The 25,998-nt window shown below is 30.9% G+C and carries 23 protein-coding genes and 1 tRNA gene; 15 read left to right on the top strand and 9 right to left on the bottom strand.

Translation table 11 applies throughout. The features are described from left to right. Nucleotides 1-174 precede the first annotated feature (174 nt). Nucleotides 175-699 (top strand): ribosome maturation factor RimM, encoded by a 525-nt coding sequence (gene rimM / locus AC34EU_RS02735; protein WP_487533525.1) that lies wholly within the window; start codon nucleotides 175-177, stop codon nucleotides 697-699. A gap of 48 nt (nucleotides 700-747) precedes the next feature. Then, complete coding sequence (locus AC34EU_RS02730; RefSeq protein WP_487533524.1) at nucleotides 748-1,923, top strand: acyl-CoA dehydrogenase family protein; 1,176 nt, start codon at nucleotides 748-750, stop codon at nucleotides 1,921-1,923. Between the two features lie 6 nt (nucleotides 1,924-1,929). Here AC34EU_RS02730 and AC34EU_RS02725 read toward each other — a convergent pair whose 3' ends face one another. The 3 genes from AC34EU_RS02725 to AC34EU_RS02715 all read right to left on the bottom strand — a co-directional run bounded on the left by AC34EU_RS02725 (nucleotide 1,930) and on the right by AC34EU_RS02715 (nucleotide 5,010). Beyond that, the gene (locus AC34EU_RS02725; protein WP_487533523.1) at nucleotides 1,930-4,239 is read right to left on the bottom strand and encodes a TonB-dependent receptor; all 2,310 of its coding nucleotides are present in this window, start codon (nucleotides 4,237-4,239) and stop codon (nucleotides 1,930-1,932) included. A 45-nt stretch (nucleotides 4,240-4,284) separates the two neighbouring features. Continuing rightward, on the bottom strand, nucleotides 4,285-4,863 hold the full coding sequence (locus AC34EU_RS02720) for a hypothetical protein (RefSeq protein ID WP_487533522.1): 579 nt from the start codon (nucleotides 4,861-4,863) through the stop codon (nucleotides 4,285-4,287). A 65-nt stretch (nucleotides 4,864-4,928) separates the two neighbouring features. Continuing rightward, a tRNA-Leu gene (locus tag AC34EU_RS02715) sits at nucleotides 4,929-5,010 on the bottom strand. A 104-nt stretch (nucleotides 5,011-5,114) separates the two neighbouring features. Between AC34EU_RS02715 and AC34EU_RS02710 the strand changes: the two genes are divergently transcribed. The 3 genes from AC34EU_RS02710 (at nucleotide 5,115) to pth (ending at nucleotide 7,418) form a co-directional block, all read left to right on the top strand. After that, nucleotides 5,115-6,056, top strand: coding sequence for a ribose-phosphate pyrophosphokinase (locus tag AC34EU_RS02710; RefSeq protein ID WP_487533527.1), 942 nt, complete (start codon nucleotides 5,115-5,117; stop codon nucleotides 6,054-6,056). Nucleotides 6,057-6,078: 22 nt separating this feature from the next. Beyond that, nucleotides 6,079-6,741, top strand: a complete 663-nt coding sequence (locus AC34EU_RS02705; protein WP_487533521.1) for a 50S ribosomal protein L25/general stress protein Ctc — start codon at nucleotides 6,079-6,081, stop codon at nucleotides 6,739-6,741. Nucleotides 6,742-6,851: 110 nt separating this feature from the next. Then, complete coding sequence (gene pth, locus AC34EU_RS02700; RefSeq protein WP_487533519.1) at nucleotides 6,852-7,418, top strand: aminoacyl-tRNA hydrolase; 567 nt, start codon at nucleotides 6,852-6,854, stop codon at nucleotides 7,416-7,418. On the opposite strand, the gene AC34EU_RS02695 is transcribed toward pth, so the two are convergent. Both AC34EU_RS02695 and AC34EU_RS02690 read right to left on the bottom strand, forming a co-directional pair. Continuing rightward, nucleotides 7,415-8,122: a hypothetical protein gene (locus AC34EU_RS02695; protein ID WP_489696028.1), complete on the bottom strand. Its 708-nt coding sequence runs from the start codon at nucleotides 8,120-8,122 to the stop codon at nucleotides 7,415-7,417. The genes pth and AC34EU_RS02695 overlap by 4 nt on opposite strands. Next, on the bottom strand, nucleotides 8,119-11,982 hold the full coding sequence (locus AC34EU_RS02690; RefSeq protein WP_487533516.1) for a reprolysin-like metallopeptidase: 3,864 nt from the start codon (nucleotides 11,980-11,982) through the stop codon (nucleotides 8,119-8,121). The genes AC34EU_RS02695 and AC34EU_RS02690 overlap by 4 nt, the downstream gene beginning before the upstream one ends. Before the next feature lie 78 nt (nucleotides 11,983-12,060). Between AC34EU_RS02690 and AC34EU_RS02685 the strand changes: the two genes are divergently transcribed. The 6 genes from AC34EU_RS02685 to AC34EU_RS02660 are packed head-to-tail and all read left to right on the top strand — an operon-like array spanning nucleotide 12,061 to nucleotide 17,659. Next, nucleotides 12,061-12,990: a bifunctional riboflavin kinase/FAD synthetase gene (locus AC34EU_RS02685; RefSeq protein ID WP_487533515.1), complete on the top strand. Its 930-nt coding sequence runs from the start codon at nucleotides 12,061-12,063 to the stop codon at nucleotides 12,988-12,990. Between the two features lie 34 nt (nucleotides 12,991-13,024). Next, nucleotides 13,025-14,299 carry a serine--tRNA ligase gene (gene serS, locus AC34EU_RS02680; protein WP_487533514.1) on the top strand — a complete coding sequence of 425 codons (1,275 nt, stop codon included), beginning with the start codon at nucleotides 13,025-13,027 and terminating at the stop codon, nucleotides 14,297-14,299. After that, the gene (locus tag AC34EU_RS02675; protein ID WP_487533513.1) at nucleotides 14,296-14,610 is read left to right on the top strand and encodes a DUF4286 family protein; all 315 of its coding nucleotides are present in this window, start codon (nucleotides 14,296-14,298) and stop codon (nucleotides 14,608-14,610) included. The genes serS and AC34EU_RS02675 overlap by 4 nt, the downstream gene beginning before the upstream one ends. After that, nucleotides 14,607-15,389, top strand: coding sequence for a 16S rRNA (adenine(1518)-N(6)/adenine(1519)-N(6))-dimethyltransferase RsmA (gene rsmA / locus AC34EU_RS02670; protein WP_487533512.1), 783 nt, complete (start codon nucleotides 14,607-14,609; stop codon nucleotides 15,387-15,389). The genes AC34EU_RS02675 and rsmA overlap by 4 nt, the downstream gene beginning before the upstream one ends. Then, complete coding sequence (gene mgtE / locus AC34EU_RS02665; RefSeq protein WP_487533511.1) at nucleotides 15,367-16,725, top strand: magnesium transporter; 1,359 nt, start codon at nucleotides 15,367-15,369, stop codon at nucleotides 16,723-16,725. The genes rsmA and mgtE overlap by 23 nt, the downstream gene beginning before the upstream one ends. A gap of 1 nt (nucleotide 16,726) precedes the next feature. After that, nucleotides 16,727-17,659, top strand: coding sequence for an NAD(P)-dependent oxidoreductase (locus AC34EU_RS02660; protein ID WP_487533510.1), 933 nt, complete (start codon nucleotides 16,727-16,729; stop codon nucleotides 17,657-17,659). On the opposite strand, the gene AC34EU_RS02655 is transcribed toward AC34EU_RS02660, so the two are convergent. The 4 genes from AC34EU_RS02655 to AC34EU_RS02640 are packed head-to-tail and all read right to left on the bottom strand — an operon-like array spanning nucleotide 17,646 to nucleotide 20,932. Beyond that, nucleotides 17,646-18,899, bottom strand: a complete 1,254-nt coding sequence (locus AC34EU_RS02655; protein WP_487533509.1) for an aspartate kinase — start codon at nucleotides 18,897-18,899, stop codon at nucleotides 17,646-17,648. The genes AC34EU_RS02660 and AC34EU_RS02655 overlap by 14 nt on opposite strands. Beyond that, nucleotides 18,896-19,390, bottom strand: coding sequence for an N-acetyltransferase family protein (locus AC34EU_RS02650; protein WP_487533508.1), 495 nt, complete (start codon nucleotides 19,388-19,390; stop codon nucleotides 18,896-18,898). The genes AC34EU_RS02655 and AC34EU_RS02650 overlap by 4 nt, the downstream gene beginning before the upstream one ends. A gap of 55 nt (nucleotides 19,391-19,445) precedes the next feature. Continuing rightward, on the bottom strand, nucleotides 19,446-20,219 hold the full coding sequence (locus AC34EU_RS02645) for an alpha/beta fold hydrolase (protein WP_489696027.1): 774 nt from the start codon (nucleotides 20,217-20,219) through the stop codon (nucleotides 19,446-19,448). Next, nucleotides 20,216-20,932 carry a pyridoxine 5'-phosphate synthase gene (locus AC34EU_RS02640; RefSeq protein ID WP_487533506.1) on the bottom strand — a complete coding sequence of 239 codons (717 nt, stop codon included), beginning with the start codon at nucleotides 20,930-20,932 and terminating at the stop codon, nucleotides 20,216-20,218. Before AC34EU_RS02640 ends, AC34EU_RS02645 begins: the two co-directional genes overlap by 4 nt. Before the next feature lie 127 nt (nucleotides 20,933-21,059). Between AC34EU_RS02640 and AC34EU_RS02635 the strand changes: the two genes are divergently transcribed. Genes AC34EU_RS02635 through AC34EU_RS02620 form a run of 4 tightly spaced genes read left to right on the top strand, consistent with a single transcriptional unit; the run spans nucleotide 21,060 to nucleotide 25,949 of the window. Then, nucleotides 21,060-21,926 carry an NAD kinase gene (locus AC34EU_RS02635; RefSeq protein WP_487533505.1) on the top strand — a complete coding sequence of 289 codons (867 nt, stop codon included), beginning with the start codon at nucleotides 21,060-21,062 and terminating at the stop codon, nucleotides 21,924-21,926. A gap of 45 nt (nucleotides 21,927-21,971) precedes the next feature. Beyond that, a complete protein-coding gene (gene porG, locus AC34EU_RS02630; RefSeq protein ID WP_487533504.1) occupies nucleotides 21,972-22,673 on the top strand; it encodes a type IX secretion system protein PorG in 702 nt (233 codons plus the stop codon). Next, on the top strand, nucleotides 22,670-23,410 hold the full coding sequence (gene uppS / locus AC34EU_RS02625) for an undecaprenyl pyrophosphate synthase (protein WP_487533503.1): 741 nt from the start codon (nucleotides 22,670-22,672) through the stop codon (nucleotides 23,408-23,410). Before porG ends, uppS begins: the two co-directional genes overlap by 4 nt. Continuing rightward, on the top strand, nucleotides 23,403-25,949 hold the full coding sequence (locus tag AC34EU_RS02620; protein WP_487533501.1) for a BamA/OMP85 family outer membrane protein: 2,547 nt from the start codon (nucleotides 23,403-23,405) through the stop codon (nucleotides 25,947-25,949). Before uppS ends, AC34EU_RS02620 begins: the two co-directional genes overlap by 8 nt. The last annotated feature ends 49 nt before the right edge of the window (nucleotides 25,950-25,998 follow it).

Below are 25,998 nucleotides of genomic sequence, written 5' to 3'. Positions count from 1 at the left end.
GCTGAAGAGGTTCCTGCTGCTGAAGAGGCTCCTGCTGTTGAAGAGAATCCTGCTGTTGAAGAGACTCCTGCTGCTGAAGAGGTTCCTGCTGCTGAAGAGGCTCCTGCTGTTGAAGAGAATCCTGCTACTGAAGAAGCCTCTGCTCCTGAAAAATAATATCTTCATAATATTTCCATGAAAAAAGAGGCCTGTTTTTATCTGGGCACTATAATTGGAAAGTATAGTTTTAAAGGAGAGCTACTAGTTAAAACTGATACGGATAACATCAATAGCTACACTTCCTTAACAAGTGTTTTTATAGATATTGAAAATAGGTTAATTCCGTATTTTGTTAAACATTGTTTAGTTCATAAATCATCCCTATTACGTTTTAAACTTGAAGATGTATCCGGTGAAGAAGCGGCTAATGTATTATTAAGAAAAAAAATATATCTTCCACTTGAGCTTCTTCCAAACTTAACGGGAAATAAGTTTTATTATCATGAAGTTATTGGATTCAAAATTATAGATCAAAAAAAAGGTGAAATCGGAACTATTTTAAAAATAAATGATCAAACTGCCCAACCGCTATTTGAAGTTAATGATGGTAATAAAAAAATATTGATTCCCTTACATGATGATTTACTAATCAACTTAAACAGGAAAGATAAAAGTATTTTGGTGAATCTACCTGATGGACTTATTGATCTTTTTCATTAATGATTTTATTAAAACATGTACCTTTATATGCCCTATAACAAATAGACTATGAATCCAGACTTATTTATTGCCCCCGACTATTATAATCTTGATGATTTACTAACTGAAGAACACAAATTAGTTAGAGACGCTTCAAGGAGTTGGGTTAAAAAAAATGTATCTCCAATAATTGAAAAACACTCACAAGAGGCTACTTTTCCAAAAAAACTAATTCCTGGATTAGCTAGTATTGGAGCTTTTGGGCCTTATATTCCCGAAGAGTATGGTGGCGCAGGATTAGATCATATAAGTTATGGCCTGATAATGCAAGAGATTGAAAGAGGTGATTCAGGAATTAGGTCAACCGCATCTGTTCAATCTTCGCTTGTTATGTTCCCTATTTGGAAATATGGAACTGAAGAACAAAAGAAAAAATATTTACCAAAATTAGCTGATGGCTCGTTAATGGGTTGTTTTGGATTAACAGAACCTGATCATGGCTCTAACCCTAGTGGAATGACAACTCGTTTTACAGAAAAAGAAGATCATTATTTATTAAATGGAGCTAAATTGTGGATATCAAACTCTCCTTTTGCTGACATAGCTGTTGTTTGGGCTAAAGATGATAAAAACAGAATACATGGTCTAATCGTAGAAAGAGGAATGGAAGGTTTTAGTACTCCTGAAACTCATAACAAATGGTCTTTACGAGCCTCAGCAACTGGTGAATTAGTATTTAACAATGTCAAAGTTCCAAAAAATAATATACTTCCTGGAAGATCTGGATTAGGAGCACCTCTTTCATGTCTTGATTCAGCTAGATATGGCATTGCTTGGGGAGCAATTGGAGTAGCGATGGACTGTTATGACACAGCGCTTCGTTATGCAAAAGAAAGAGTTCAATTTGATAAGCCAATTGCAGGAAAACAATTACAGCAAAAAAAATTAGCTGAAATGATAACTGAAATTACAAAAGCTCAACTTCTAGCATGGAGGCTTGGCGTTTTAAAAAATGAAGGAAAAGCTACATCAGCGCAAATATCAATGGCTAAAAGAAATAATGTTGAAATTGCTGCAAACATTACAAGACAAGCAAGACAAATGCTTGGAGGAATGGGAATTACTGGAGAATACTCAGTGATGAGGCATATGATGAATTTAGAGTCGGTTCTAACTTACGAAGGAACCCATGATATTCATTTATTAATTACAGGTTTAGATGTTACAGGTTTAAATGCATTTTAATAAATTCTAAAAATCAAACACAAGACCAAAAGATGGAAGTGGAGTATTTCTGTCTTCACGCTCAATTTTTATAAGTTCTCGAGGAGTAATTAAGTTGCCATTCGCATTTCTTGCTAAACTAAACTCATCAGGCCTAGTAATATCTTGTGACAAAAAGTTTTGTAATTCTATATAGAAGTTAAAAGATAATTTCTCAAAGTTCCATTTTTTATCTAACCGAATATCACCTTGCTTAAAAGAAGTTAATCTATCCTGACCAAGACGACTGTAATCAAGAACAATTTTAGGATAGGTTGTCAAAGTTGCTGATACATCTGTAGGAGCATATGGAGTTGACCCAGCATAACGATAACGAGCACTTAATTCCCAGTTTTTAGGTAACTTATATCCTCCTGTAAAAGTAATAAGACTCCCACTGTCCCATAAAGATGGAAGTTTTCTAGTTTCTAATCCAGAAAATTTACTGCTAAAAAGTGTATATGCAAAAATTCCATAAAAATTATTTGATAATTTTTGTTGAAATAAAACTTCAACCCCCTGACTTAAACCACTTCCACTATCAATAATAGCCTCATTTCCAAGAACCTCAAAGTCAGCCCCTTTATTGGCAAGCGAAACACCGTCTAAAACTGAAACAGGATATTGATTATAAACTTTTCTAAAGGCTTCAATAGTAAGTCTAGCAGAAGGACTTACGCCGTATTCAAAGCCAAATACGTAATGATCACTTTGCGTATATCGGTTGGACTTGTTAATAAATTCTCCATCATTGTTTTGAAAGCCAAGCATAGTGTATGTTGGAATTTTGAAATACCTGCCAACTGAAGCGTTCAATTTCCATCTACTGTTTCTATCTAAAGCATAAGAAAAAGAGAGTCTCGGTGATAAATTATCAGTAATATTTGAACCATTTGTATAGCTATCTGCATCACTACGAAGACCCAGTGCAATACTTAAACGTTCATTATAAAAAGAACGGCTAACCTTTCCAAAAAATCCATATTTAGTAAAATTAATCGCAGTATTGTATTGAAAATTACTAATTAAGTCTTTTGTTTTATTTCCATATATAGATTGCTGAATATTTAACCCATAAGAAAGTTTCCAAGCTTCTAAATAATTGATTGCGTGAACTCTTACTTTGGTTTCTTGCTCTTTAGAGTCGTTTTGGAAGAGGATTCCAGTTTTATCCTCATTGTCTTCATATCGACTGAATATATTTTTAAGTCTGTTTGTACTAAGCGTTGTGATTATTTGTCCATTACCACTTTTTAATTTATGCTTCCAAGTTAGTCCCATTGTTATGGTCTGTTGTTGGATAATTGGCGTAGTTTCAATCAAACCTTGTTGCTCTGGATCAAAATCATCTGGCGAAACAACAGAAAAATCATCTAAAGATCCCAAGCCTATGAAGGTTAAACTGTTTTGCTCATCTATTTTATGATTTAACTTCCATTGATAGTCCCAGTAGTCAGGTCTAATAGGAAGTCCTATTAATTCAAACACAAATTGAAGATAACTCCTTCTTGCAGAAATCATTAATGTAGTATTTGATCTTTCCTTTTTACCCTTAAACATAGGACCATTAAAAGTAGCACCAGCCTCACTTGCTCCTACTCGAAAATTAACAGAACCTTTTTTACTATTTCCTTCTCTTTGTTCAAAAGCTAAAACCCCTGATAAAGGATTATCATACTCTGCTCCAAATGCAGAAGAAGAAAGTGTTACTTCTCTTATGAAAGAAACATTAAGCATCCCAACCGGACCTCCAGCACTCCCTTGTGTGCTGAAATGATTAATATTAGGTATCTCAACTCCATCTAAATAATAAACACTTTCATTTGGGGCTCCACCACGAATAATAAAATCATTTCTAAATCCTCCGCTGGATGGAGAAATTCCAGGAAGGCTTTGTGCAACCTTTGTAATATCGTTATTTCCGCCAGGATAAGTTTCAATTTCTACTGAAGAAAAGGTTTGAGTTGACAAAGGTGTCTCTATGCTGTTTCTAAATGAGCTGTTTGACAAGATTACTTCTTCTAAAAGGTATAAAGTTTTGGAAAGTTTAAAAAGCAAATCAGAAGTTCCGACAGATTTAACTATGATATTATATTTAGTTTGACTTTTATATCCAAGGAAGCTAACAGTCAAATTATATGTTTTAGTTTCAATATTTTCAATTTTGAAAAACCCATTTTTATCGGTAATGACTCCGATTGAAGTTCCATCTATAAGAACATTAGCACCACTTAAAGGTGATAAAAATTTAGATTCTATAATCCTTCCTTGAATATCTCCAGAGTTTTGGGAAAACAATGTAAGAGAATTTAATATTATGGAAATAAATAGGAGTAATCGCAATTAGCCGATAATTAAACTAAACAATGATATAAAATATTTAATTGAATTTTTTTTTTTAGACTTTCTTTTTGAGCTTTTTTTTAACTTTTCTTTAGCTTCTTCTAGCGTTTTTTCTCTCTCTTTTAGATTAAACTCTTGACGAAGGCCTATCAATTCATCTTCTGAAATAGACTTTTGATCAGATGCTTGAATAGAAACGTCATTTGTTGAGAATGATGCTTTATTAGTTTGTTTTCTCATAATTTCCTTCGCAGATTTTAAGTTAAAATACAAACCAGGATCTATTAATTTATTTGCTATATAATTTTCTTTTTTAATTTTGTCCCATCTCACAAAAACAAACCCTCCTGAAATTGAATCTAGTTTAACTCTGAAAACATGAGCTTTATTTGGTAAAGTTTGATATACCCATATTTTTTCAGGCACATATCCTGCCAAGTTTAACAATTCTTCCACGAAGAGTTTTTGCCCATCTAAAGATGAGTCATTTATGGGCTCAAAATATTCATAAGAACCAGTATAATCTTGACTGATTAAAAAAAATGATTTGAAAATCAATAATTTAAAAGCTAATCTCATTTATTAAATTTACAAAATTTACTAAGATTTGAAAATAAAAATCAAATACGGATAGTTGAAGATTGTACCTTGGGTGGGAATCGAACCCACACTCTCGAAAGAACTGGATTTTGAATCCAGCGCGTCTACCAATTCCGCCACCAAGGCATTAATGTCTGCAAACTTATAAAATAAATCTATTTACTAATGATTTCTTTCAATTAATAGGCTTCTGACAAGAATTAATTTATAAATTTGCAAACTCATAAAGTATAAAGCAGTTGAAAACACCAGCTAAAATCTTTTCTTGTACGCAAAGTGAAACTTTGTCAAAGCTAATCGCAAATTCTTTTGGACATCCTTTAGGTAATGTTTTGTTTTCAAGATATAGTGATGGTGAGTTTCAACCTTCTTTTGAAGAATCAGTTCGTGGTGCAAGAGTTTTTCTAATTGGATCAACACATCCAAGTTCCGAAAACCTGATGGAAATGCTTTTAATGCTTGATGCTGCAAAAAGAGCTTCAGCAAGACATATAACTGCGGTTCTTCCATATTTTGGATGGGCAAGACAAGACAGAAAAGACAAACCTAGAGTTCCAATTGGAGCAAAACTAATTGCGAAATTAATCGAAGCTGCTGGAGCTACTAGAATAATAACAATGGATTTACATGCAGATCAAATTCAAGGTTTTTTTGAAAAGCCTGTAGATCATTTATTTGCATCTACTATCTTTCTCCCTTATGTAAAATCTTTAAAACTTGACAATTTAACTATAGCTTCACCAGATATGGGTGGATCAAAGAGAGCATATGCCTACTCTAAGTTCCTCCAAAGTGATGTTGTAATTTGCTACAAACAAAGAACTAAAGCCAATGTAATTTCTCACATGGAGCTAATCGGAGATGTAGAAGGGAAAAATGTTATTCTAGTTGATGACATGGTCGATACTGCAGGAACTCTAGCAAAAGCTGCTGATTTAATGATTGAAAGAGGGGCTCTTTCAGTAAGAGCAATTTGTACTCATGCAATTCTTTCAGGAAATGCATATGAAAAAATAGAAAAATCAAAATTAGAAGAATTAATAGTGACTGACTCTATACCGTCAAAAAAAGACCATGAAAAAGTTCGCGTACTTAGTTGTGCGCCCTTATTTGCCGAGGTCATGAAGAGTGTTCACAATAATTTATCAATCAGTTCAAACTTTATTACTTAAATAAGAAATTAAATTATATAAAATGAAATCAATAACAATTAAAGGATCTAAAAGAGAAAGCGTGGGTAAAGTAGCTACAAAAGCCCTACGTAATGCTGGAAGAGTTCCGTGTGTAGTTTATGGTGGGGATAATCCTCTTCACTTTTCTGCACAAGAACTTGATTTCAGTAAGTTAGTATATACGCCAAACGCTCACACTGTTGAAATCATTTTGGAAGATGAAACAAGAATTAATGCAATTCTTCAGGATATCCAATTTCATCCTGTAAGTGATTCAATACTTCATGTAGATTTTTATCAATTATTTGATGATAGAGAAGTCTCTATAAATATTCCTGTAAAAATTGTGGGTGCCGCGCCTGGAGTTTTAAATAGTGGGGGTACTTTAATTTTAAATAAGCGTAAACTGAAAATCAAAGCCATTCCTTCTAATCTTCCAGACGATCTGACTATTGATATTTCTGGATTAGAACTTGGTGATAAAGTTTATACTGCAGATCTAAAAAATGAAAATTACACCCTTCAACACTCTGATAACATGGTTGTTTGTCAAGTTAAAATATCTCGAGCTTCCTTAGTTGAAGAAGAAGAAGAAGAAGAAGTGTTAGAGGGAGAGGCTGCTGAAGGTGCTGAATCTAAAGACAAAGAAGCTTCTGACAAAGCTACTCCTGCCCCAGAAAAATAAATTTTAAGATTTATCGCAGTCAAAAGCACTCCAAATCTGGAGTGCTTTTTTTATTTTAGCATATGATGTGGTTAATTAATTTATTTAAAAAAAGATCTAAATTCGATAAAATGAAAAAATTTCTTATTGTTGGACTTGGAAATGTTGGTGATGATTATATTGGAACTAGACATAATATAGGTTTTGAGATTTTAGACATGCTAATTGAAGAGCATAATAAGAATTTTGAACTTTCTAGATATGCTTTAAAAAGCACTTTTAAATATAAGGGTAAACAATTTATATGCATAAAACCTTCTACATACATGAATCTTAGTGGTAAAGCAGTCAAATATTGGATTCAAAAGGAGAAAATCAATCTTGAAAACATTCTTATCATAACTGATGATTTAAATCTTCCATTTTGTCAACTTAGGCTGAAATCCAAAGGAAGCTCTGGAGGACATAACGGACTTAAAAGTATTGAAGACCTATTAAATACTCCCAATTATCCTAGATTAAGATTTGGAATAGGAGATAAAGAAAAAACATCACAAACTGACTTTGTACTGGGAAAGTGGAAGGAAAAAGAAAAACTTTTATTAAATAAAAAATTAATTCAAAGCTGCAAAATAATCTTAAGTTTTGGAACTGACGGTATTCAAAATACGATGAATAATTTTAATAATAAGACTTAAGGTTCCGTCTGAAACTGATTAATTCCAGAAGCAGAATTATTCCCTTGTAGATCAATAGTTATGACCTGCCAGAAATAATTTGTATTTAAGGTTAATTGTTGATTAAATGAAGTTTGAGGAATTTTATCTCCAAGTTTTGATAAATTATCAATTGAAGTTCCTAAATAAAAATCATACCCTGAAATATTGTTATCCTCATCAGTGCTTGTCCATAAAAATTCTATCAAATCAGAATTTGCAAGAGATATTAGTTCTTCATTTGCAGGATAAATCAAATTTGCTGGCTGAGGTAAAAAATCACCAATTACATTTCCTTCTAAATAAAATTCCCATATTTCGCTTTGAGTTGTTACTATTGTGGAATTTGAAATTGAAGTCACCGACCAAGAATAAGCCCCACCTTTTGGTAACGTTAATTTCTTGTTGATAGTTTCTGGAACCTCCCCATTAAATCGAATTCCACTTGTTGTATCCTTATATTTTATATTTGAAGATTTACCAATCGCTATGACCTCATAATAATCAGTGTTATCTGATTTTATCCAAGAAAAATCAACTCTACTTTGATCAAAGCTAATACTTGTCGCTGTGTTACAATTGTCACCATTTTGTGGAGCTAACAGAACTGCAGGATTTGGATCAGGGATTGAATCCTTTCCACAACCATAAATTATAAATAAAAAAAGAACTATTTTAATTTTCATCTTTTAATGATTTTAATAGATTGTCCCCCTGTCTTACTTATAATATTCATTATGTAGGCTCCGGGAGGATATTCAGACATTGACCATTCAAAATAATTTTCATCATTTTGTAGGTTTATTTGATTTGATTTTATAAACTCTCCATCGATACTGTAAAATTTAATGCTAAAAATTTTATCAAATCCTCCTAAATAAACTTTAGCTATCGAAGCAACTGGGTTAGGAGAAACATATGCATTCTCACTTATATTGATTGTTCTTTCATATGTCCCCTGACATCCTAAATCAGTGGTAATATTTAACTGATTTATTCCTTTTGTTAGAGGCAAACTAATATTATCTGATTTATTATAATTATAAGATCTTCCATTTAATTCAACATAATAATTATCTCCTCCATTTAAATTTAAATTTAATTCTTGATTAGTGTAATTTACTATGGTACTCACCGACAATGATTCTGGCTCATTTATTGCAGCGGTAAAACATCTTTCAATTTGATTTTCTCCATTGGAATATATGCATAGCATGTAGTCTCCATTTTGAAGGTTGTTGATGATTTTACCAGTTTGTTTAAAGAAACTTCCTTCTTCGTTATATCCATTTGGGCCCAATAAGATATAGGTATAGTTAAAGTCTGCAAAAGCTGAAATTGATATTGAACCATTATTTCTTGTAATACAGCTTTCATCAAATTTTAAGATTTGAAAATTATTTTGCGCGTCAAAATCACAAATATCTCCTTCTCCGTCTAAATCAGAATCAGATTGATTTTGATTAGTGATTTGGGGACAATTATCTATTGTGTCTGCAATACTATCTAAATCACTGTTTGCTAACATCTCTCCTTTGATTGTCATATTAATTTGAAAATCTAATAGTTCGCCAATATCTTCAGGCCCATTATCTTCAATGTTAAGTGTCCAATTTCCAAATGCAGTTTTTCCAATCAAACCATCAATTGGTTGATTGGGTCGGAATTTTCCTGTGAATGGAGGGCTTGCATTATTTATTGAAACACTAGCGTTTTGATAAAAAATAGTGTTTGTGAAATTATCACCGGCTCCTGACTGAGTTCCCAATCCAATATTTTCAGCAAGACTAAAAATAGTTCCATCAGGTGAAACTAAAAATAAAGACAAATCAGATACCCAAGTATGATTAATGTTAACAAGAACTTCGATGTCACTTATGGCATTTACATCACTTATGAAAATTGAAGAACTGGTATATCCAATATTGACACTTTGGTTATTAATTACTTCCGCATCATTTAACACTAGAGGTAAACTACTTGCAACATAACTATTATTGGTAATTTTAGCGGTGACAAATGAAAAAACATCAGACCATTCACTAATACCACATTCATTTTCAGAGGCCACTCTCCAATAATAAGTTGTTCCAGAATCTAATTCTTGTAAATTGATAAAATTGTTTTCAGTGTTTATCTGATTTGTTATCGATGATAAATCAGAATCCAAAGAAATTTCAAATATGTATTTTGACACATTTGGATTAGTATTCCATTCAAATTGAAAATCTAGAACTTCTTGATTTCCTTGAGATGGAGAAATTAGTTCGGGTCTAGATATTAATTCTTTATAATTATTTATTTCAATTGGAAAAATCGCAGACACGTTTCCTGATTCTGCAAGTATATTAATTCTATTTACTCCAATAGGCAAGGATGATAATCCAGTTAAATTAATACTGATACTTGAAGTGCTTGATGAAAATAAATCTTGACTAAATGTATAGCTTAATCCACTGTTTAGGTTTGCTATACTTAGTGAAATTGGATTATTTAAGGATTCATAAACTCCAAGGTCCAATAAAATAGTTTCACTTAGCGGGCTACAAAAATCATAAGAAAACTTATCAAACAGGACTGCAAATGGTCTTTGCACAATACTTATGGGTTTTTTATTAATCGAATAATAAATAGAGTTTTTAGAACTTATTTTTATTCTTGTATTTTCTGATGACAAACCACTTGGAACTCTATAAATAAATTCACCGTCATTTGGAGTGGAATTAGATATTAAAGTATTGAAGCTCTGACCTGCATCTAAAGACAATAATATTGATACTTCCAAGGTGTTTATTGGTTGTAAGTTTGTGTTAGCAACATCCCATTGAATAATTACATTATCTCCTGTTTTCCATATATTTTCATCTTCAGACTGCGAGGTCACACTAAACGGTCCTGCATTTGTTGTTATTGTTAATGTCATAGAGTCTGTAGAAGATTGACCTCCTTGTCCCGTTGATAAAGGTGACCTGTCTCTAACTGTCAATCCCCAATTTAATTCTCTTGCAACATTAGATACAGTTTCCCAAGCTGAACCGGTTGTAGGGTTAGTTTGAGTTAATTCTCCATTTAAAACCGAGGTTAAATTAGGTATACTTCTTAATGGACTAATTGACGGAGGCAAAGATCTAGCAGTTGCACCAGTATAATTATCTGGGCCAAATTCTGAAACTGTCATTGAAGCACTATCAATTTGTTCCCAACAATATGTCAGCTGATCATTATCTATATCAGAAGCCGAGGCCGATAATTCATATGCCGTTCCTTTTGGTATAATATAATTAATTCCTGCATCTGCATTTGGTGGGTTGTTTGTCAATTCCACAGAACTAAAACAGGACTCCGTAGCAATGTAGTCAGCAATATTTTCAATACTTTTATAATTAAAATATGGATCACTATGTTGCTGAACATCATCAGGGCCAGTTATTCCTGCATATCCCATAATTGTTGATCCACTCCCAGGCTCTACATTTGATCCTGATCCTTCATTATTATATGCAAAAGTGTGAAATGCACCAAATTGATGACCCATTTCGTGAGCAACATAATCAATGTCAAAATAGTCATTTAAAAATTCTCCATCTGCAGATAAGAATCCATGGGAAGTAAATGCACTCCCTTTTTGTCCATTTTTACATATGCAACCAATACATCCAGCATTTCCATTATTGGAGCCATAAGCAAATAGATGCCCTATATCATAATTTTCTTCTCCAAAATTAGAAGTAAGATCTTCTTGGACTTCAGAATTATAATTGCCCGTGTAAGGATCTGTTTCTGGATCAGTATAAAGCAATTCAACTCCTGAAACAAGTTGCATTGTTATGCTTAGATCAGTTTCATAAACACTATTTACCCTATTCATAGTTGAAACAATAGAGGCCAGAGCATCTTCCTGCCCTGTCCCGTTTTCATCATCATTATCATCCCAAAAATTTGTGTACTCCGCTGTTGTGGAGATTGCTAACCTAAAAGTTCTTAATTTTTTATCGTTATTAATACTCTTATTAAAACTTACATTTTTTTTAAATTCTGATTTTGAATTAAAATCACTAATTGTTTTACACTCCCAATCTTTATTGTATTTTTTACTTCTTTTATACGTATAGTGTTTTCCTTTTAATTTTCTATCAGGTTGAATAAAAACATTTTCTTTTCCAGGAATATTTATCCAAGCACTAATACCCCTTGGAGTTAATGTCATTCTTAAAGATACATTAGGACGTTTTTGACTGAAACCCTTGAAGGTTTGAATTAAAGGATATTTCAATGAAAGTTGTGGCGATAATAATGAGATTTCTTTAATAATAAATGACTCGTAATCATTATTTTCATTTGGAAGAAAAACTACTTTTTGTTTTTGATTTTTAAATTCATTTTTAAACTTATCCTCATTTAAATCAAATGTTTTAACTGGAGTATTCTCTATTTCCTGGATCTGACTTAAATCCGAAACCCAGTAATTTTGAGATTTAAGCTTACTCGGAAGGAATATTAAAACTATTAATTGTAATAATGATAAGTTTAAATATAAGTTTTTCATATAAATAAATAATCAAGTCAAAATGATAAAATGAAAATGGTATTTTTGGTTATATTATGTGTAATATACATTTTTTTAATGAAGGTTTATAAAAGCATAGAAAATTATAAAAGTTTAAAAGAATCTTTTCTGACTATAGGGACTTTTGATGGAGTTCATGTTGGGCACCAGGCCATAATAAAAAGACTGGTTAATAATGCTCATTCTGAAAATGCTCATGCTGTTGTTTTAACTTTTTTTCCACATCCCAGAAGTGTAATTCAGGATGAAAAAAGTCTATTACTAATTGATAGTATGAAAGAAAAAGAAAATCTATTCAGACTATTAGGAGTTGATATTTTAATTATACATCCATTTACTTTAGAGTTTTCAAATTTAAGCGCCAAAAAATTTACGAGAGATATTTTAGTTAATTCTCTAAATGTATCCAAGTTGTTTATAGGATATGATCATCGTTTTGGCAAAAACAGGACCGCATCAGTTTCTGACTTAATATCATTTGGTCAAACTTATGGTTTTGATGTTGAAGTTATTCCTGCTCAAGATATTGATGCTATTTCTGTAAGCTCAACGAAAATTAGAAAAGCTTTATCTGAGGGAGACATAAAAAGAGTAAGTGAATATTTAGGAAGAGATTACATCCTTGAGGGAGTTGTTGTTCATGATCAGGGATTAGGGAGCAAAATAGGATTTCCAACTGCTAACATTAAAGTTATACCAAAATATAAGATATTGCCAAAAACAGGAGTTTACTGGGTTTCGATGATTTGGTTAAGTCAAAAGCACTTTGGAATGTTAAATTTTGGGGTCAGACCTTCTTTATCAGTTAAGAAAAAAACTATTGAAATTCACTTCTTTAATTTTAATCAAAATATATATGATGAAGCTATTAAAATAAGTTTTCATGCTAAAATTAGAGATGAAAAAAAATTTGATTCATTGGAGTCATTGAAGTCTCAACTAAAACTTGATAGAAAATTCTGTTATGAATTAGAAAAAACTAATTAACAATTCCATTATTTTTGTATTTAAACAATAAAACATGTTAGCACTTTCATACATCCGAGACAATAGAGATCTAATTATTGAAGCTCAAAAGAAAAGAAATTATGATGCTAAAAACATAATAGATGAAATAATTAAACTTGATTCTTTAAGAAGAAATAATCAATCTGAACTTGAAAGCAAATTAGCTAAAGCTAATGTTTTAGCTAAAGACATTGGAGTATTATATAAAAAAGGAGAACATGAAAAAGCAAGTAACTTAAAGACAGAATCTTCTGAACTTAAATCTTCTTCAAAAGTTATTCAAGATAATTTGAATACAATTGAAGAAAAAATAATTGAACTCAGAACACAAATCCCAAATACTCCTCATGAAAGTGTTCCTCATGGTAGTTCAGAAAAAGATAATGAAGAAGTTTTTAGAAGTGCTGATTTAACTGAATTATCTGACAAAGCACTTCCTCACTGGGAACTAGCAAAAAAATATGATATCATTGATTTTGATCTTGGAAGTAAAATCTCTGGAGCTGGATTTCCAGTTTATAAAAATAAAGGTGCTCGACTTCAACGTGGGTTAATTAATTATTTTCTTGATAAAAACACTTCTGCAGGTTATAATGAATTTCAAGTTCCACACCTTGTAAACGCAGAGTCAGGATTTGGTACTGGTCAATTACCTGACAAAGAAGGACAAATGTACCATTCACAAGAAGATGATCTTTATTTAATTCCAACGGCGGAAGTTCCACTAACCAATCTATATAGAAATGTTTTATTAAACGAAAGTGAGCTACCTATATGCCTAACAGGTTATACTCCATGTTTTAGAAGAGAGGCGGGAAGTTATGGAGCCCACGTAAGAGGGTTGAATCGTTTACACCAGTTTGATAAAGTAGAAATTGTTCGTTTGGAGACTCCTGAAAAAGCTATATCTGCTTTAAACGAAATGGTTGAACATATAAAAAACATACTTTCTGAATTAGAATTACCATACCGAATTTTAAAACTTTGTGGGGGTGATTTAGGTTTTACTTCAGCCCTAACTTATGACTTTGAAATTTATTCAGCTGCTCAAAAAAGATGGTTGGAAATCAGTTCTGTGTCTATTTTTAATAATTATCAATCCGAGAGACTGAAGCTTAGATATAAAACCAAAAAAGGGAACAAACGTCCTGTTTTCACTCTTAATGGAAGTGCATTAGCTCTTCCAAGAGTTGTCGCTGGATTACTGGAAAATTTTCAAACTGAAAAAGGTATTGTAATCCCTAAAGCTCTTGTTCCCTATACAGGTTTTGATATTATTGAATTATGATTTATTATAACGTGACATCTCGTTTAGATAGAAGTATTGAGGTTGAATGGATAAATTGGATGCAAGAAAAACATATTCCAGAGATGTTGAATACTAAGTACTTTACTGAAGTAAAGCTATTAAAAATTGATTTTGATGATCAAGAGGACAATCCTACTTATGCAACTCAATACTTGTTATCCTCTGAAGCCCTACTTAAAAGCTACATTAAAAATAAAGCTGATATTTTAAAAAATAAAATAATTGAAAAATTTGGAGAGAGAGTGCTTTCATTTAACACCAAACTTGAAGTAATAAGTGAGCATAAATGAAAAACGTAAACCCAAAGAAGAAACTTGGTCAGCATTTTTTAATTGATTTAAATATTGCAAAAAAAATTTCAGAAACTTTAAAGTTTGAGAATTATGATAAAGTATTAGAAATAGGCCCAGGAATGGGAGTTTTAACAAGATTCATACTTCATAAAACAACTCCTTATGTTGTAGAAATAGACTCGGAATCAGTTCAATATTTAAATGATAATTTTATTGAATTAAAAGATAAAATTATTGAAGAAGACTTTCTAAAATTAGACCTTAAGAATATTTTTAACAAACCTTTTGCTGTAATTGGTAATTTCCCATATAACATATCTTCACAAATTGTTTTCAAAATAATTGAAAATCGCAAATTAATTCCTTTTTTTTCAGGGATGTTTCAAAAAGAAGTTGCTCAAAGAATATGCGAACCATCTGGCTCAAAGAAATATGGAATACTTTCTGTTTTGTGTCAACTTTTTTTTATTACAACCTATCTGTTTTCAGTGTCACCACAGGTTTTTAACCCTAAACCAAAAGTAGAATCTGGAGTGATTCAAATGCGAAGAAAAGAAAATTTTTATCTTAATTGTAATGAAAAATTATTATTTAAAATTATAAAAACAAGCTTTCAGCAAAGAAGAAAAACACTCAGAAATAGTTTAAAAACACTAAGTCTGCCAAAAAATATTACAGAAGATAGTATATTTGATCTAAGACCAGAATCCCTCAATTGTGAGGCATTTGTCAAGCTTACTAAAATGATTGAAAATGTCAAACTTTCAAATTCATAAAGATTTTATTACAGCTATTAAAATACTAATAGCTGAAGAAAGCAATATAAAGCTTAGGATAAAGCTGAAAGATATTCATTATGCAGATATTGCTGAATTAGTTAATGAACTTAACCCTGATCAAGGAACTTATTTAATTAAACTTCTAGACAGTGAAAAAACTGCAGATATTCTTCCAGAACTAGATGAATATCAAAGAGAGGCTGTTTTAGAAAATCTTTCAGCAAAAGAAATTGCTGAAGAAGTTGAAATACTAGATACTGATGATGCTGCTGATATTATAGCTGAACTTCCTGAAGAGAGACAAGAAAAAGTAATGTCAGAAATTACCGACTCTTCTCATATTGATGATATTAGAGAGCTTTTGACCTATGATGAAAATTCTGCAGGTGGTTTAATGGCAAAAGAATTGGTTAAAGTTCAAGAAAATCTGAGTGTATTGAAATGCTTAAATACTATTAAAAGTCAAGCAGAAGAAATAACCAGAATTCATTCAGTCTATGTAGTAGATAGCAGTAATCGACTTAAAGGTCGATTATCTCTAAAAGACCTTTTAACTGCTAACTCTCAAGATAAAGTGAAAGATATTTATATTCCAAAAGTTGATTTTGTTACAGTTGATCAAGATGGAGAAGAAGTTGCTAAGATTATGTCAAAATACGATCTAGAAGCTATTCCTGTTATAAACAAAAAAAGAGAACTAGTTGGACGAATTACAATTGATGATATTTTAGATTTAATAAAAGAAGAAGCTGAAAAAGATTATCAATTAGCTGCAGGTATTGCATCAGATGTAGAGGCCGATGATACAATTTTTGAACTTTCAAGAGCTCGCCTTCCATGGCTTTTTCTTGGTCTTATGGGTGGTCTTGGAAGTGTTTTTATATTGCAGAAATTTGAAGTTATAATGGTAAGGCCTGATTTACGAAGTCTATTTTTTTACACTCCCCTTATAGCTGCAATGGCTGGAAATGTTGGTGTTCAATCATCAGCAATAATAGTTCAGGGTTTGGCAAATAATAATTTAAAGGGGTCTTTACTTTCAAGACTTATTAAAGAAATAGGATTAAGCCTAATTAACGGTTTTGTTTTATCTATTCTTTTAATAATATTTGGTCAAATCATAAATCAGGATTTAAAATTAAGTCTTACAATAGCACTATCTATGATGAGTGTTATTATAGTTGCTGCTCTGATAGGAACTTTCACTCCTATTGTGCTAAATAAAAAAGGGATTGATCCCGCAATAGCAACTGGTCCATTTATAACTACATCTAATGATATTTTTGGGATATTTTTATTTTTTTACATAGCAAAAATCATTTTAGGTTTTTAACATGAAAATACTACATGTAGATAAAAATCACTCTCTTTTAATCGATGGACTAAAATTTTCAGGTCATGAAAATATTGAATTATATTTAGAATCAAAATCAGAAATTTTAAAAATTATTCATGATTTTGATGCACTAATAATTAGGAGTAGATTCCCCATAGATAAAGAATTTATAACTGCTGCTAAAAACCTTAAGATAATTGGACGTGTTGGGTCAGGACTTGAAAATATTGATGTTGATTTTGCTAAAAAAAGTGGAATAAAAATTTTATCTGCTCCAGAAGGTAACAGAGCTGCTGTTGGTGAACATGTTATTGGAATGATTTTATGTTTAATGAATAAAACAATCTTATCTCACAAAAATATACAAAATGGTATTTGGGATAGAGAGATTTCAAGAGGCTATGAAATAGAAAATAAAATTATTGGAATAATTGGTTATGGAAATATGGGAAAAAGCTTAGCGAAAAAATTAAAAGGGTTTAATGCTAAAGTTATTTTCTATGATATTAAAAAAAATATTGCAGATCAAAATGCTGAGCAAGTTGATGTTTTAAGAATTAAAAATGAAGCCCAAGTTCTTAGCCTACATGTTCCTCAGACTTTACTTACGTTAGGAATGATTAATTTAAATTTTATTTCAGAAATGAAAAACCCTTTTTGGCTAATAAACACTTCGAGAGGAAGCGCAGTTGTTACTGAAGATTTGGTTAATGGTTTAAAAAGCGGTAAAATACTTGGAGCAGGATTAGATGTTTTAGAGTATGAGTCTAGTTCATTTAATTCTATTTTTAAAGATAAAAGTATTCCTAAATCAATTGAATATTTGATTAATAGTGAAAATGTTATTCTAAGCCCACATGTTGCAGGATGGACAGTTGAGAGTTATAAAAAACTTTCAAAAGTTATTTTAGATAAAATCAATCAGTTATAAATTGAATTGTGTTTTGAGCTCTTTGCTCTAATAAAATATTTTTTCCATTATTTTTAATCTTTTCAATTGCTTTTTGATCAAAATGCCTAATGGTATATAAGCTTACGTTATTATCAACCTCTACTTTAAATCTATTTTTAAGATGACTCACTAATTCATTTAAACGACCATACTTGTTGTTAATACAAACAGAAAAACTAATAGCAGAATTTTGAATCAACCCTACCCTCATTTGATATAAATGTAATAGCTTAAAAACATCACTAATATTATCTTCAATAATAAATGAAAAGTCCAATGAAGATAATCTCAAAAGAATTTGATTTTGTTTTAAAATAAAACAAGGTATTGAAGGAAATAAGGGGCTTCCTTTTTTTATCGTTGTACCATTTTTCATTGGATTTAAAAATGACTTTACATAAAGTGGTATTTCTCTACGTTGCAAGGGCTGAAGAGTTTTTGGATGGATGACTGATGCTCCATAAAAAGCTAATTCAATGGCTTCTCTGTACGAAATATGTTCCAATAAGGTTGTCTCTGAAAAATATCTTGGATCAGCATTTAACACTCCTGCAACATCCTTCCATATAGTTACTTCAGATGCATTTAGAGCATATGCAAAAATAGAAGCAGAGTAATCAGAACCTTCTCTTCCCAAAGTCGTAGTGAAGTTGTTATGATCACTAGCAATAAAGCCTTGGGTAATATATGTGTTTCCGCTTTTAATCTCTGACTTTATTTTTTGAATAGTTAAATCCCAGTTTAAGTTAGAGTCTCTATAATAACTATCTGTTTTTATGTATTTCCTTGCGTCCAACCAAAAATTATTAATTTGGCTTGAAATAAGAAAATTATGAATAATTGTAGTAGATAAGATTTCTCCATAACAAACTATCTGATCATAGACAAAACTATACTCTTGTGATTTATTGGTAGATAAAAATATTTTTAATTCTTTAAAAATATTTTTAATTAAAGAACTGATTCTTGATGATTCTGAATCAAATAAGTTGCTTACTATTATTTGATGAAAATTTTCTATTTCAAATAAATAATCACTTAAGTATTCATTTTTTTTTAAATATGAATCTACCACTTTCTCAAATGAATTAGTAGTCTTTCCCATAGCAGAAACAATAATTACTGTATTATTGTAGTCAACAGTTTTTAACACTTTGAGTAAATTTCGAACCCCGTCTGCATTCTTAACGGAGGCTCCTCCAAACTTAAATATTTTCAATTTTTGTTATTTGAACGGATAAATTTAATCATTCCTTTTATCGGCATCTGAACTGTTCTCCAGTCTTTTAAAATTTCAGCTCCCGTACTTTCATAAAACTTAATAGCAACTTCATTCCAATCCAATACATTCCATTCAACCCTTTTGAACCCCGCTTTTAAAGCCTCATTAATAAATGCTATGTATAGTCGTTTTCCAACTCCTTTACCTCTATGATTTCGACTAACAATCAAGTCCTCAAGATGAAGTGTTTGTCCATCCCAAGTTGAATATCTTGGATAGTATAGCGCCATTCCAATAATACAATTATCTATCTCGGCAACAAAACATTTGAATTTAGGTTTAACTCCAAAACCATCTTTTTGAATATCTTCAACTAAAAGATTGACCGCATTTGGTTCATTTTCATATTCAGCTAGTTCTTTAATTAATTTGAGAATGGGACTAGAATCATTAAACTCAGCCTCACGTATATTATAGTTTTGCATCATATTTTTTAAAAAATATTCTAAAGATCAATGTAAAATTATAACATTTTGTTAAATTTTAACTAAACAAAAACGTATTTATTGTATTTATAAAATCTTTTTGGTTTTCTACATGGAGCCAATGTCCAGCATTTTGAACTGTCTTAACTTGTGCTTTGGAAAAATATTTATTTATTAATTTAAAATCTTTTTTTAAGATATAATCTGAGTTTTCACCTTTCAAAAAAAGAACAGGTTTGTTAAATACCTTAGTAGAGTTTATTTCTCTACTAATTTCCTCTGATGAATTTTTCAAAACTGAAATATTCAATCTTAAACCTAATTTTTTAGGAGTTATCCAATATAAGTTTTTTAATAAAAATTGTCTTACTTGTATTTCAGGAACATATACAGATAAGTGGACATCTGCTTCTTTTCTTGTTTTAATGATTTTAAAATCAAACGATGCTAGCCCGGCTAATATTTTATCATGACTTGAAACATATTTTTTTGGGGAGACATCAACAATAATTAATTTACTTAGCCTTCCAGGATATTTGAAACTAAACTCCATGGCTGTCTTCCCGCCCATTGAATGACCTATTAAAATTGAATTAGTGATGTTTTCTTCTTTCATATATGAAAGAAGATCATCAGCCAAAATTTCATAGTTAAATTCTTTTTCCCAAAAACTTCTACCGTGATTTCTCTGATCTAATAAATGAACTTTAAACCCATTTTTTGCAAAAATATTTCCCTGACTCTTCCAATTATCACTCATGCCAAGAAAACCATGTAATATAATCAAATGATTTTCACCTACACCCAAGATGTTAGAATACAGTTTTGTCATTTATTTAGTTGATCAATATACATTTTTATTGTTTTTTCTAAACCATGATATAATGATTCCGAAATCAACGCATGTCCGATAGACACCTCAAGTAACCCAGGTATACTTTGATTAAAAAATTTTAAGTTTTGGAAGTTTAAATCATGCCCAGCATTTAAGCCTAGATTTAAATCACTTGCTGTTTTTGAAGCAGAAACATATGATGATATAGCATTGTATTTATCCTTTAAAAATCCTAATGCGTAATTTTCAGTAAACAACTCAACTCTATCAGCTCCTGTTATTTTTGCATATTCAACCATTTCAATTAAGGGATCAACAAAAACTGAAGTCCTAATTCCATTAATTTTAAATTCTGAAATAATATCCATTAAAAAATCAAGATTGTTTTTAGTATCCCACCCTCTATTTGAAGTTATAGCATCATCATCGTCAGGAACTAATGTAACCTGGGTTGGTTTTACATCTAAAACCATATTAATAAAACTCTTATTTGGGTTTCCTTCAATATTAAATTCAGTTTTAACTACTTGAGACAAATCGTAAACATCAGAATAAGTTATATGACGCTCATCAGGTCTAGGATGAACTGTAATTCCATGAGCTCCATAAGATTCTATATCTCTAGCAAAATCTAGAATATTTGGAGTGTTTCCTCCTCTAGCGTTACGTATAGTTGCAATTTTATTAATATTTACGCTGAGTTGAGTCATGTTTTTTTTCAAAATTACTGATTCAAAATTAAAACAAATAAGCAATTTGATTTTATTTAATTAAACAATCATAATCAATATCAGCACCAACTAAAGTTTTGTAATATTGTAATAATAATATTTTTAAATGAAAGTTGGAATTTTTAGAATTTCGTCAAAATCAAATTCACTAACTGAGCATGAAATTGCTGTTATTGAATACTTAGACAAGCATAATCATGAGATTTTCATTGATGTAGACTTTTTTAAATCTCTTGCTCTTAATAAAAACAAGAAACCCTTAGATATAAATAAAGTTGATGTTTTATTTACGATAGGTGGAGATGGAACTTTACTAAGGGCTATACCAATAGTGAAAGACACTAAAGTTCCTATTTTAGGAATTAATACGGGTCAACTTGGTTTTCTTACAAGTGTCAATAAGGAAAGTTTAATTAAAGGATTAGATATGTTTTTTATGAAAAAATACACGCTAATTAAAAGAACACTTCTTGAGCTTAAAACATCTCCTGAAATATCTGATATTGTATTCTTTCCGTATGCCTTAAATGAAGTTACTATTAACAGAAAAAACAGTACTTCAATGCTATCAATTAAAACAACTATTGATCAAAAGCTTTTAACTACATATTGGTCTGATGGTCTAATAATCTCTACTTCAACAGGCTCTACTGGCTATTCACTTAGTAGTGGAGGGCCTATAATAAGTCCAGAAGCAAATGCATTTGTGTTAAACCCAATAGCTCCGCATAACATTGGAATGCGCCCTCTTATAGTTCCTGATAAATCTAATATTGGAATTCATGTTACGGGAAGATCAAAAAAACATCTAATTTCATTAGACAACAGAAGGTTTACAATACAGAACAGCAGTTCTATTTCCATTTCTAAAGCTCCATTTTTCATTAAAACAATTCAATTAGAGGGAAATGATTTCTTTATGACTCTTAGAGATAAGCTTTTTTGGGGGCTAGATAAACGAAATAGACAATAAAAGTCATTTTTTTTAGTTACACAAAGCACACAGTGCTTTAGTATAATGAAAAATTTAATTTTTATTTTTTTATTGATGATTAGCTCTTTAAATTTAAGAGCTCAATACCATGAAATGGGTTTGTTTTTAGGTACAAGTAATTATATAGGTGATGTTGGATCTAATTATTATTTAATGCCATCAAATTCTGCAATTGGGATAATTTATAAATGGAACCTAACTACAAGGTATTCAATTCGATTTAGTGCTATTAACTCCTCCTTAAAGTCTTCAGACTATAGAACTAGTGATATGAATAGATTTAGAAGAGCCTACTCTTTTGAAAACAATTTAAGTGAAGGAAGTCTTGGGATAGAGTTCAATTTTGTTGATTTTAATTTACATGATAGTCAAACTAACTATAGCCCATATTTATATCTTGGAGCTAGCTATATTAAATTCAATGAGTTTTATTATGACTTTTCTGCTATTCCAATTGCAAAACCAATAGAATATGGAAAAGGAGAAAGTATATCAATTCCTATTATCTTTGGCATAAAAACTAATCCAAGTCCATATTGGGTCCTTGGATTAGAAATTGGAGCGAGATACGCTTTAACTGATAATTTAGATGGAAGCTCTCCTAAAGAGAATATCGGTGTGAATTATTATTCATTTGGAAATAGCAATAATAATGATTGGTATATTTTCAGTGGACTAACAATTTCTTTTACCTTTGGTGATCTACCTTGTTATTGTAAAGAATGATGAATAATAATTTAGATAAAGATAATCTTCCAAAACACATCGCTATAATTATGGATGGTAATGGGAGGTGGGCGGCTAAAAAGGGGTTAGACCGTGTTTTAGGTCATAATATAGGTGTTGAGTCGGTGCAAGAAATAGTTGAAGAAACTTTAAACCTTAATATCCCATATTTAACACTTTATGCCTTTTCAACAGATAACTGGAGTCGCCCCAAAGATGAAATTGGAACGCTGATGAAGCTTTTAGTTAAGTACTTGAAAAGCGAATTTGATAAACTTATCAAAAATAATATTCGTCTAAACACTATTGGTGATTTAAGTGCTCTTCCTAAGGCTGTCCAAAATGAAGTTAAAAGAGTTTCAGGAAAAACTAAAAATAATAAGAAAATGGTTTTAACCATTGCTTTAAACTATGGCGCAAGAGAAGAAATAGAATATGTTGTAAAAAAAATTGCTTCAGAAGTTAAAAATAATACAATTTCATTAGAAAATGTTGACCAATCCATTATAAATAAGCATCTTTACACCCGAAATTTGCCAGACGTTGACTTGCTAATTAGAACTAGTGGTGAACAAAGAGTTAGTAATTTTTTATTATGGCAAATAGCTTATGCAGAATTGTATTTCACAAAGGTTTATTGGCCTGATTTTGGAAAAAAAGACCTGCAAAAAGCGTTGTTAAACTATCAAAACCGAGAAAGAAGGTTTGGAAAAACAAGTGAACAAATCAATGTTTAAAATACATTTTAACCACACAATATTTTTATCTCTCCTAATCACTTTAAGTATTGCATCTAAAGTTCATTCTCAAGTGGGGGAATTCAGCAAAGGAAAAAAATATATTATTGACTCCGTTATTGTTTCTGGACTTAAAACATTTAATGAGAAAACTGTTATATCCTATAGTGGACTTAGAAAAGGTCAACTAGTCCAAATCCCAGGAGAAGAAATAAGCAGCACTATTAACAAATTATGGAAATTAGAGCTTTTTAGTGACATCAACTTTTATGTTTCTAATATTTCAGGGAATCGAGCTACGATTGGAATAGAGGTAAAAGAGCTTCCAACTCTAACCGAAGTCAAAATTATTGGTTTACGTAAATCTAAATCAGAAACACTTATAGCAGATACCGAATTAACTGAAGGAAAAAAACTATCTGAAAGTTTTTTAATAAATACTCGAAACTATATTATTAATAAATATAAAAAAGAAGGTTTTTTAAATACTAAAGTCACCTTGAATACAATTCCTGACACAATTGGAAATAATAGCCTGAAAATGGTTATAAATGTAGACAGGGGAGATAGAATTAAAATTAAATCTATTGAATTTAAGGGAAATGAGGTTTTTAAAGATTTCAAATTAAAAACGAAATTTAAAAACACCAAGACCAAATTTCCTGGTCGTTTTTGGAAAAAGTCAAAATATATAAGTGAAGATTTTATTGAGGATAAAGAAAACTTAATTGATTTTTTTAAGGAAAAGGGGTATAGAAATGCTAGGATTATTTCTGATAGTATTATCAAAAACAAAGACAACACTTTAAGTATAAATATTGATATTGAAGAAGGTAACAGATATTATTTTGGTGATATTAAATACCTTGGAAACAGTGCATATAACAATTATCAACTTCAGCAAGTTCTTGGTATAAAAAAAGGAGATCCCTACAATGGCGTTCTTCTTAAAAAACAAATTGCTGATGATGAAAAACCAGATGGCAATGACTTAACAAACCTTTATCAGAATAATGGATACCTTTTTTCTTCTATAAATGCAGTTGAGGTAAGTGCTATAAATGATACTATTAATTATGAAATAAGAATAAATGAAGGAAAATTGGCTCAGTTTAATAAAATTTCTGTCATAGGGAATACCAAAACTAATGACAGGGTTATTTATCGTGAACTTAGAACCAAACCCGGTGAACTTTATAGTAAAGATAAAGTTGTTAGAACCGTTAGAGAGCTTGGACAACTTGGTTTTTTTGATGCAGAACAAATAAGTCCAAATTTTAAAAATGTTGATCCAAATCAAGGAACAGTTGATATAGAATATGGATTAGTAGAATCTGGAGCAAGTCAAATAGAGCTTCAGGGTGGATATGGTGGAGGTGGTTTTATAGGAACTTTAGGGTTTTCATTTAATAATTTTTCAGTACAAAATTTAAAAAATAAAAAGGCATACAAGCCACTTCCAATGGGAGATGGACAAACACTAAGCCTAAGACTTCAAGCAAGTCAATTTTACAGCACTTACAGCTTTAGCTTTGCAGAGCCCTGGTTAGGAGGTAGACAACCCTTTCAATTATCAACTTCACTATCTCATACTGTTCAATATAGGTATGATTATTTTACGGGAAGAGCCGATAAATCTCAATTCATGCAAATTAGTGGTGCTAGTCTTGGGCTAGCTAAAAGACTTAGAGTTCCTGACGATTATTTCACTTTATCTCAAGCCATTCAATACCAATACTTTAATCTTAAAAATTATTACACTGGATTATTCACCTTTGGAGATGGAAAAGCAAATAATTTAAACTATACGATTGGGCTGTCTAGAAACAATACTTATGTTAATCCTATTTTTCCAATAGGCGGATCTACTTTTTCTTTAACTGGTAAATTTACTCTTCCATATTCATTAATTACCGGAGAAGACTTTTCTAATATGGAAGAAAATCCTAATTTTCAACTTGCGAATGGAGATCCTGATACTCAAAAAATTGATCAAGCAAAATTTATGTGGCTTGAATATTATAAAATAAAATTTAGTGGAACCTGGTATACGACAATTATCGATAAACTTGTCTTAAAAACACAAACAGATTTTGGTTTTATAGGGGCGTATAATACTGATCGTGGCAACATACCTTTTGAGCGTTTTTATCTTGGAGGAGATGGAATGGCTAATAATTATGCCATGGACGGGAGAGAAACTATAGCTTTAAGAGGATATCCTAACCAATCTTTATCTTCAAGAGACGGATCGCTTTTATATAATAAATTTACCATAGAACTTAGATACCCAATAACTCTTAAGCCTGCGGCATCAATTTTTGCTCTTACATTTTTTGAATCGGGAAATGGATATGATAATTTTAGACAATTTAATCCTTTTGAATCAAAAAGATCAGCTGGATTAGGTGTTAGAATTTTTATGCCTGCATTTGGCCTACTTGGAATTGACTTTGCACATGGATTTGACAGCACAACACCAGGAGATCCTACTCCTAATGGATGGGAAACTCATTTCATAATTGGACAAAACTTCTAGACTAATTAATATATAAAGAATAAAATATATTTATTCACGTTATAATAAC

Source organism: Candidatus Marivariicella framensis (assembly GCF_982709265.1).
Note: the sequence above shows the minus strand (reverse complement) of the source record. Positions and strands in the feature narration are given on the sequence as shown.

What these genes read in the sequence shown, in the direction of transcription:
- AC34EU_RS02695 (WP_489696028.1), bottom strand. Translation starts at nt 8,122, where the DNA reads ATGAAAATTAAAATAGTTCTTTTTTTATTTATAATTTATGGTTGTGGA.
- AC34EU_RS02635 (WP_487533505.1), top strand. Translation starts at nt 21,060, where the DNA reads ATGAAAGTTGGAATTTTTAGAATTTCGTCAAAATCAAATTCACTAACT.
- rsmA (WP_487533512.1), top strand. Translation starts at nt 14,607, where the DNA reads ATGAAAAACGTAAACCCAAAGAAGAAACTTGGTCAGCATTTTTTAATT.
- AC34EU_RS02720 (WP_487533522.1), bottom strand. Translation starts at nt 4,863, where the DNA reads ATGAGATTAGCTTTTAAATTATTGATTTTCAAATCATTTTTTTTAATC.
- uppS (WP_487533503.1), top strand. Translation starts at nt 22,670, where the DNA reads ATGATGAATAATAATTTAGATAAAGATAATCTTCCAAAACACATCGCT.
- AC34EU_RS02660 (WP_487533510.1), top strand. Translation starts at nt 16,727, where the DNA reads ATGAAAATACTACATGTAGATAAAAATCACTCTCTTTTAATCGATGGA.
- AC34EU_RS02690 (WP_487533516.1), bottom strand. Translation starts at nt 11,982, where the DNA reads ATGAAAAACTTATATTTAAACTTATCATTATTACAATTAATAGTTTTA.
- AC34EU_RS02730 (WP_487533524.1), top strand. Translation starts at nt 748, where the DNA reads ATGAATCCAGACTTATTTATTGCCCCCGACTATTATAATCTTGATGAT.
- porG (WP_487533504.1), top strand. Translation starts at nt 21,972, where the DNA reads ATGAAAAATTTAATTTTTATTTTTTTATTGATGATTAGCTCTTTAAAT.
- serS (WP_487533514.1), top strand. Translation starts at nt 13,025, where the DNA reads ATGTTAGCACTTTCATACATCCGAGACAATAGAGATCTAATTATTGAA.
- rimM (WP_487533525.1), top strand. Translation starts at nt 175, where the DNA reads ATGAAAAAAGAGGCCTGTTTTTATCTGGGCACTATAATTGGAAAGTAT.
- pth (WP_487533519.1), top strand. Translation starts at nt 6,852, where the DNA reads ATGAAAAAATTTCTTATTGTTGGACTTGGAAATGTTGGTGATGATTAT.
- AC34EU_RS02675 (WP_487533513.1), top strand. Translation starts at nt 14,296, where the DNA reads ATGATTTATTATAACGTGACATCTCGTTTAGATAGAAGTATTGAGGTT.
- AC34EU_RS02650 (WP_487533508.1), bottom strand. Translation starts at nt 19,390, where the DNA reads ATGATGCAAAACTATAATATACGTGAGGCTGAGTTTAATGATTCTAGT.
- AC34EU_RS02685 (WP_487533515.1), top strand. Translation starts at nt 12,061, where the DNA reads ATGAAGGTTTATAAAAGCATAGAAAATTATAAAAGTTTAAAAGAATCT.
- AC34EU_RS02640 (WP_487533506.1), bottom strand. Translation starts at nt 20,932, where the DNA reads ATGACTCAACTCAGCGTAAATATTAATAAAATTGCAACTATACGTAAC.
- AC34EU_RS02620 (WP_487533501.1), top strand. Translation starts at nt 23,403, where the DNA reads ATGTTTAAAATACATTTTAACCACACAATATTTTTATCTCTCCTAATC.
- AC34EU_RS02705 (WP_487533521.1), top strand. Translation starts at nt 6,079, where the DNA reads ATGAAATCAATAACAATTAAAGGATCTAAAAGAGAAAGCGTGGGTAAA.
- mgtE (WP_487533511.1), top strand. Translation starts at nt 15,367, where the DNA reads ATGTCAAACTTTCAAATTCATAAAGATTTTATTACAGCTATTAAAATA.
- AC34EU_RS02645 (WP_489696027.1), bottom strand. Translation starts at nt 20,219, where the DNA reads ATGACAAAACTGTATTCTAACATCTTGGGTGTAGGTGAAAATCATTTG.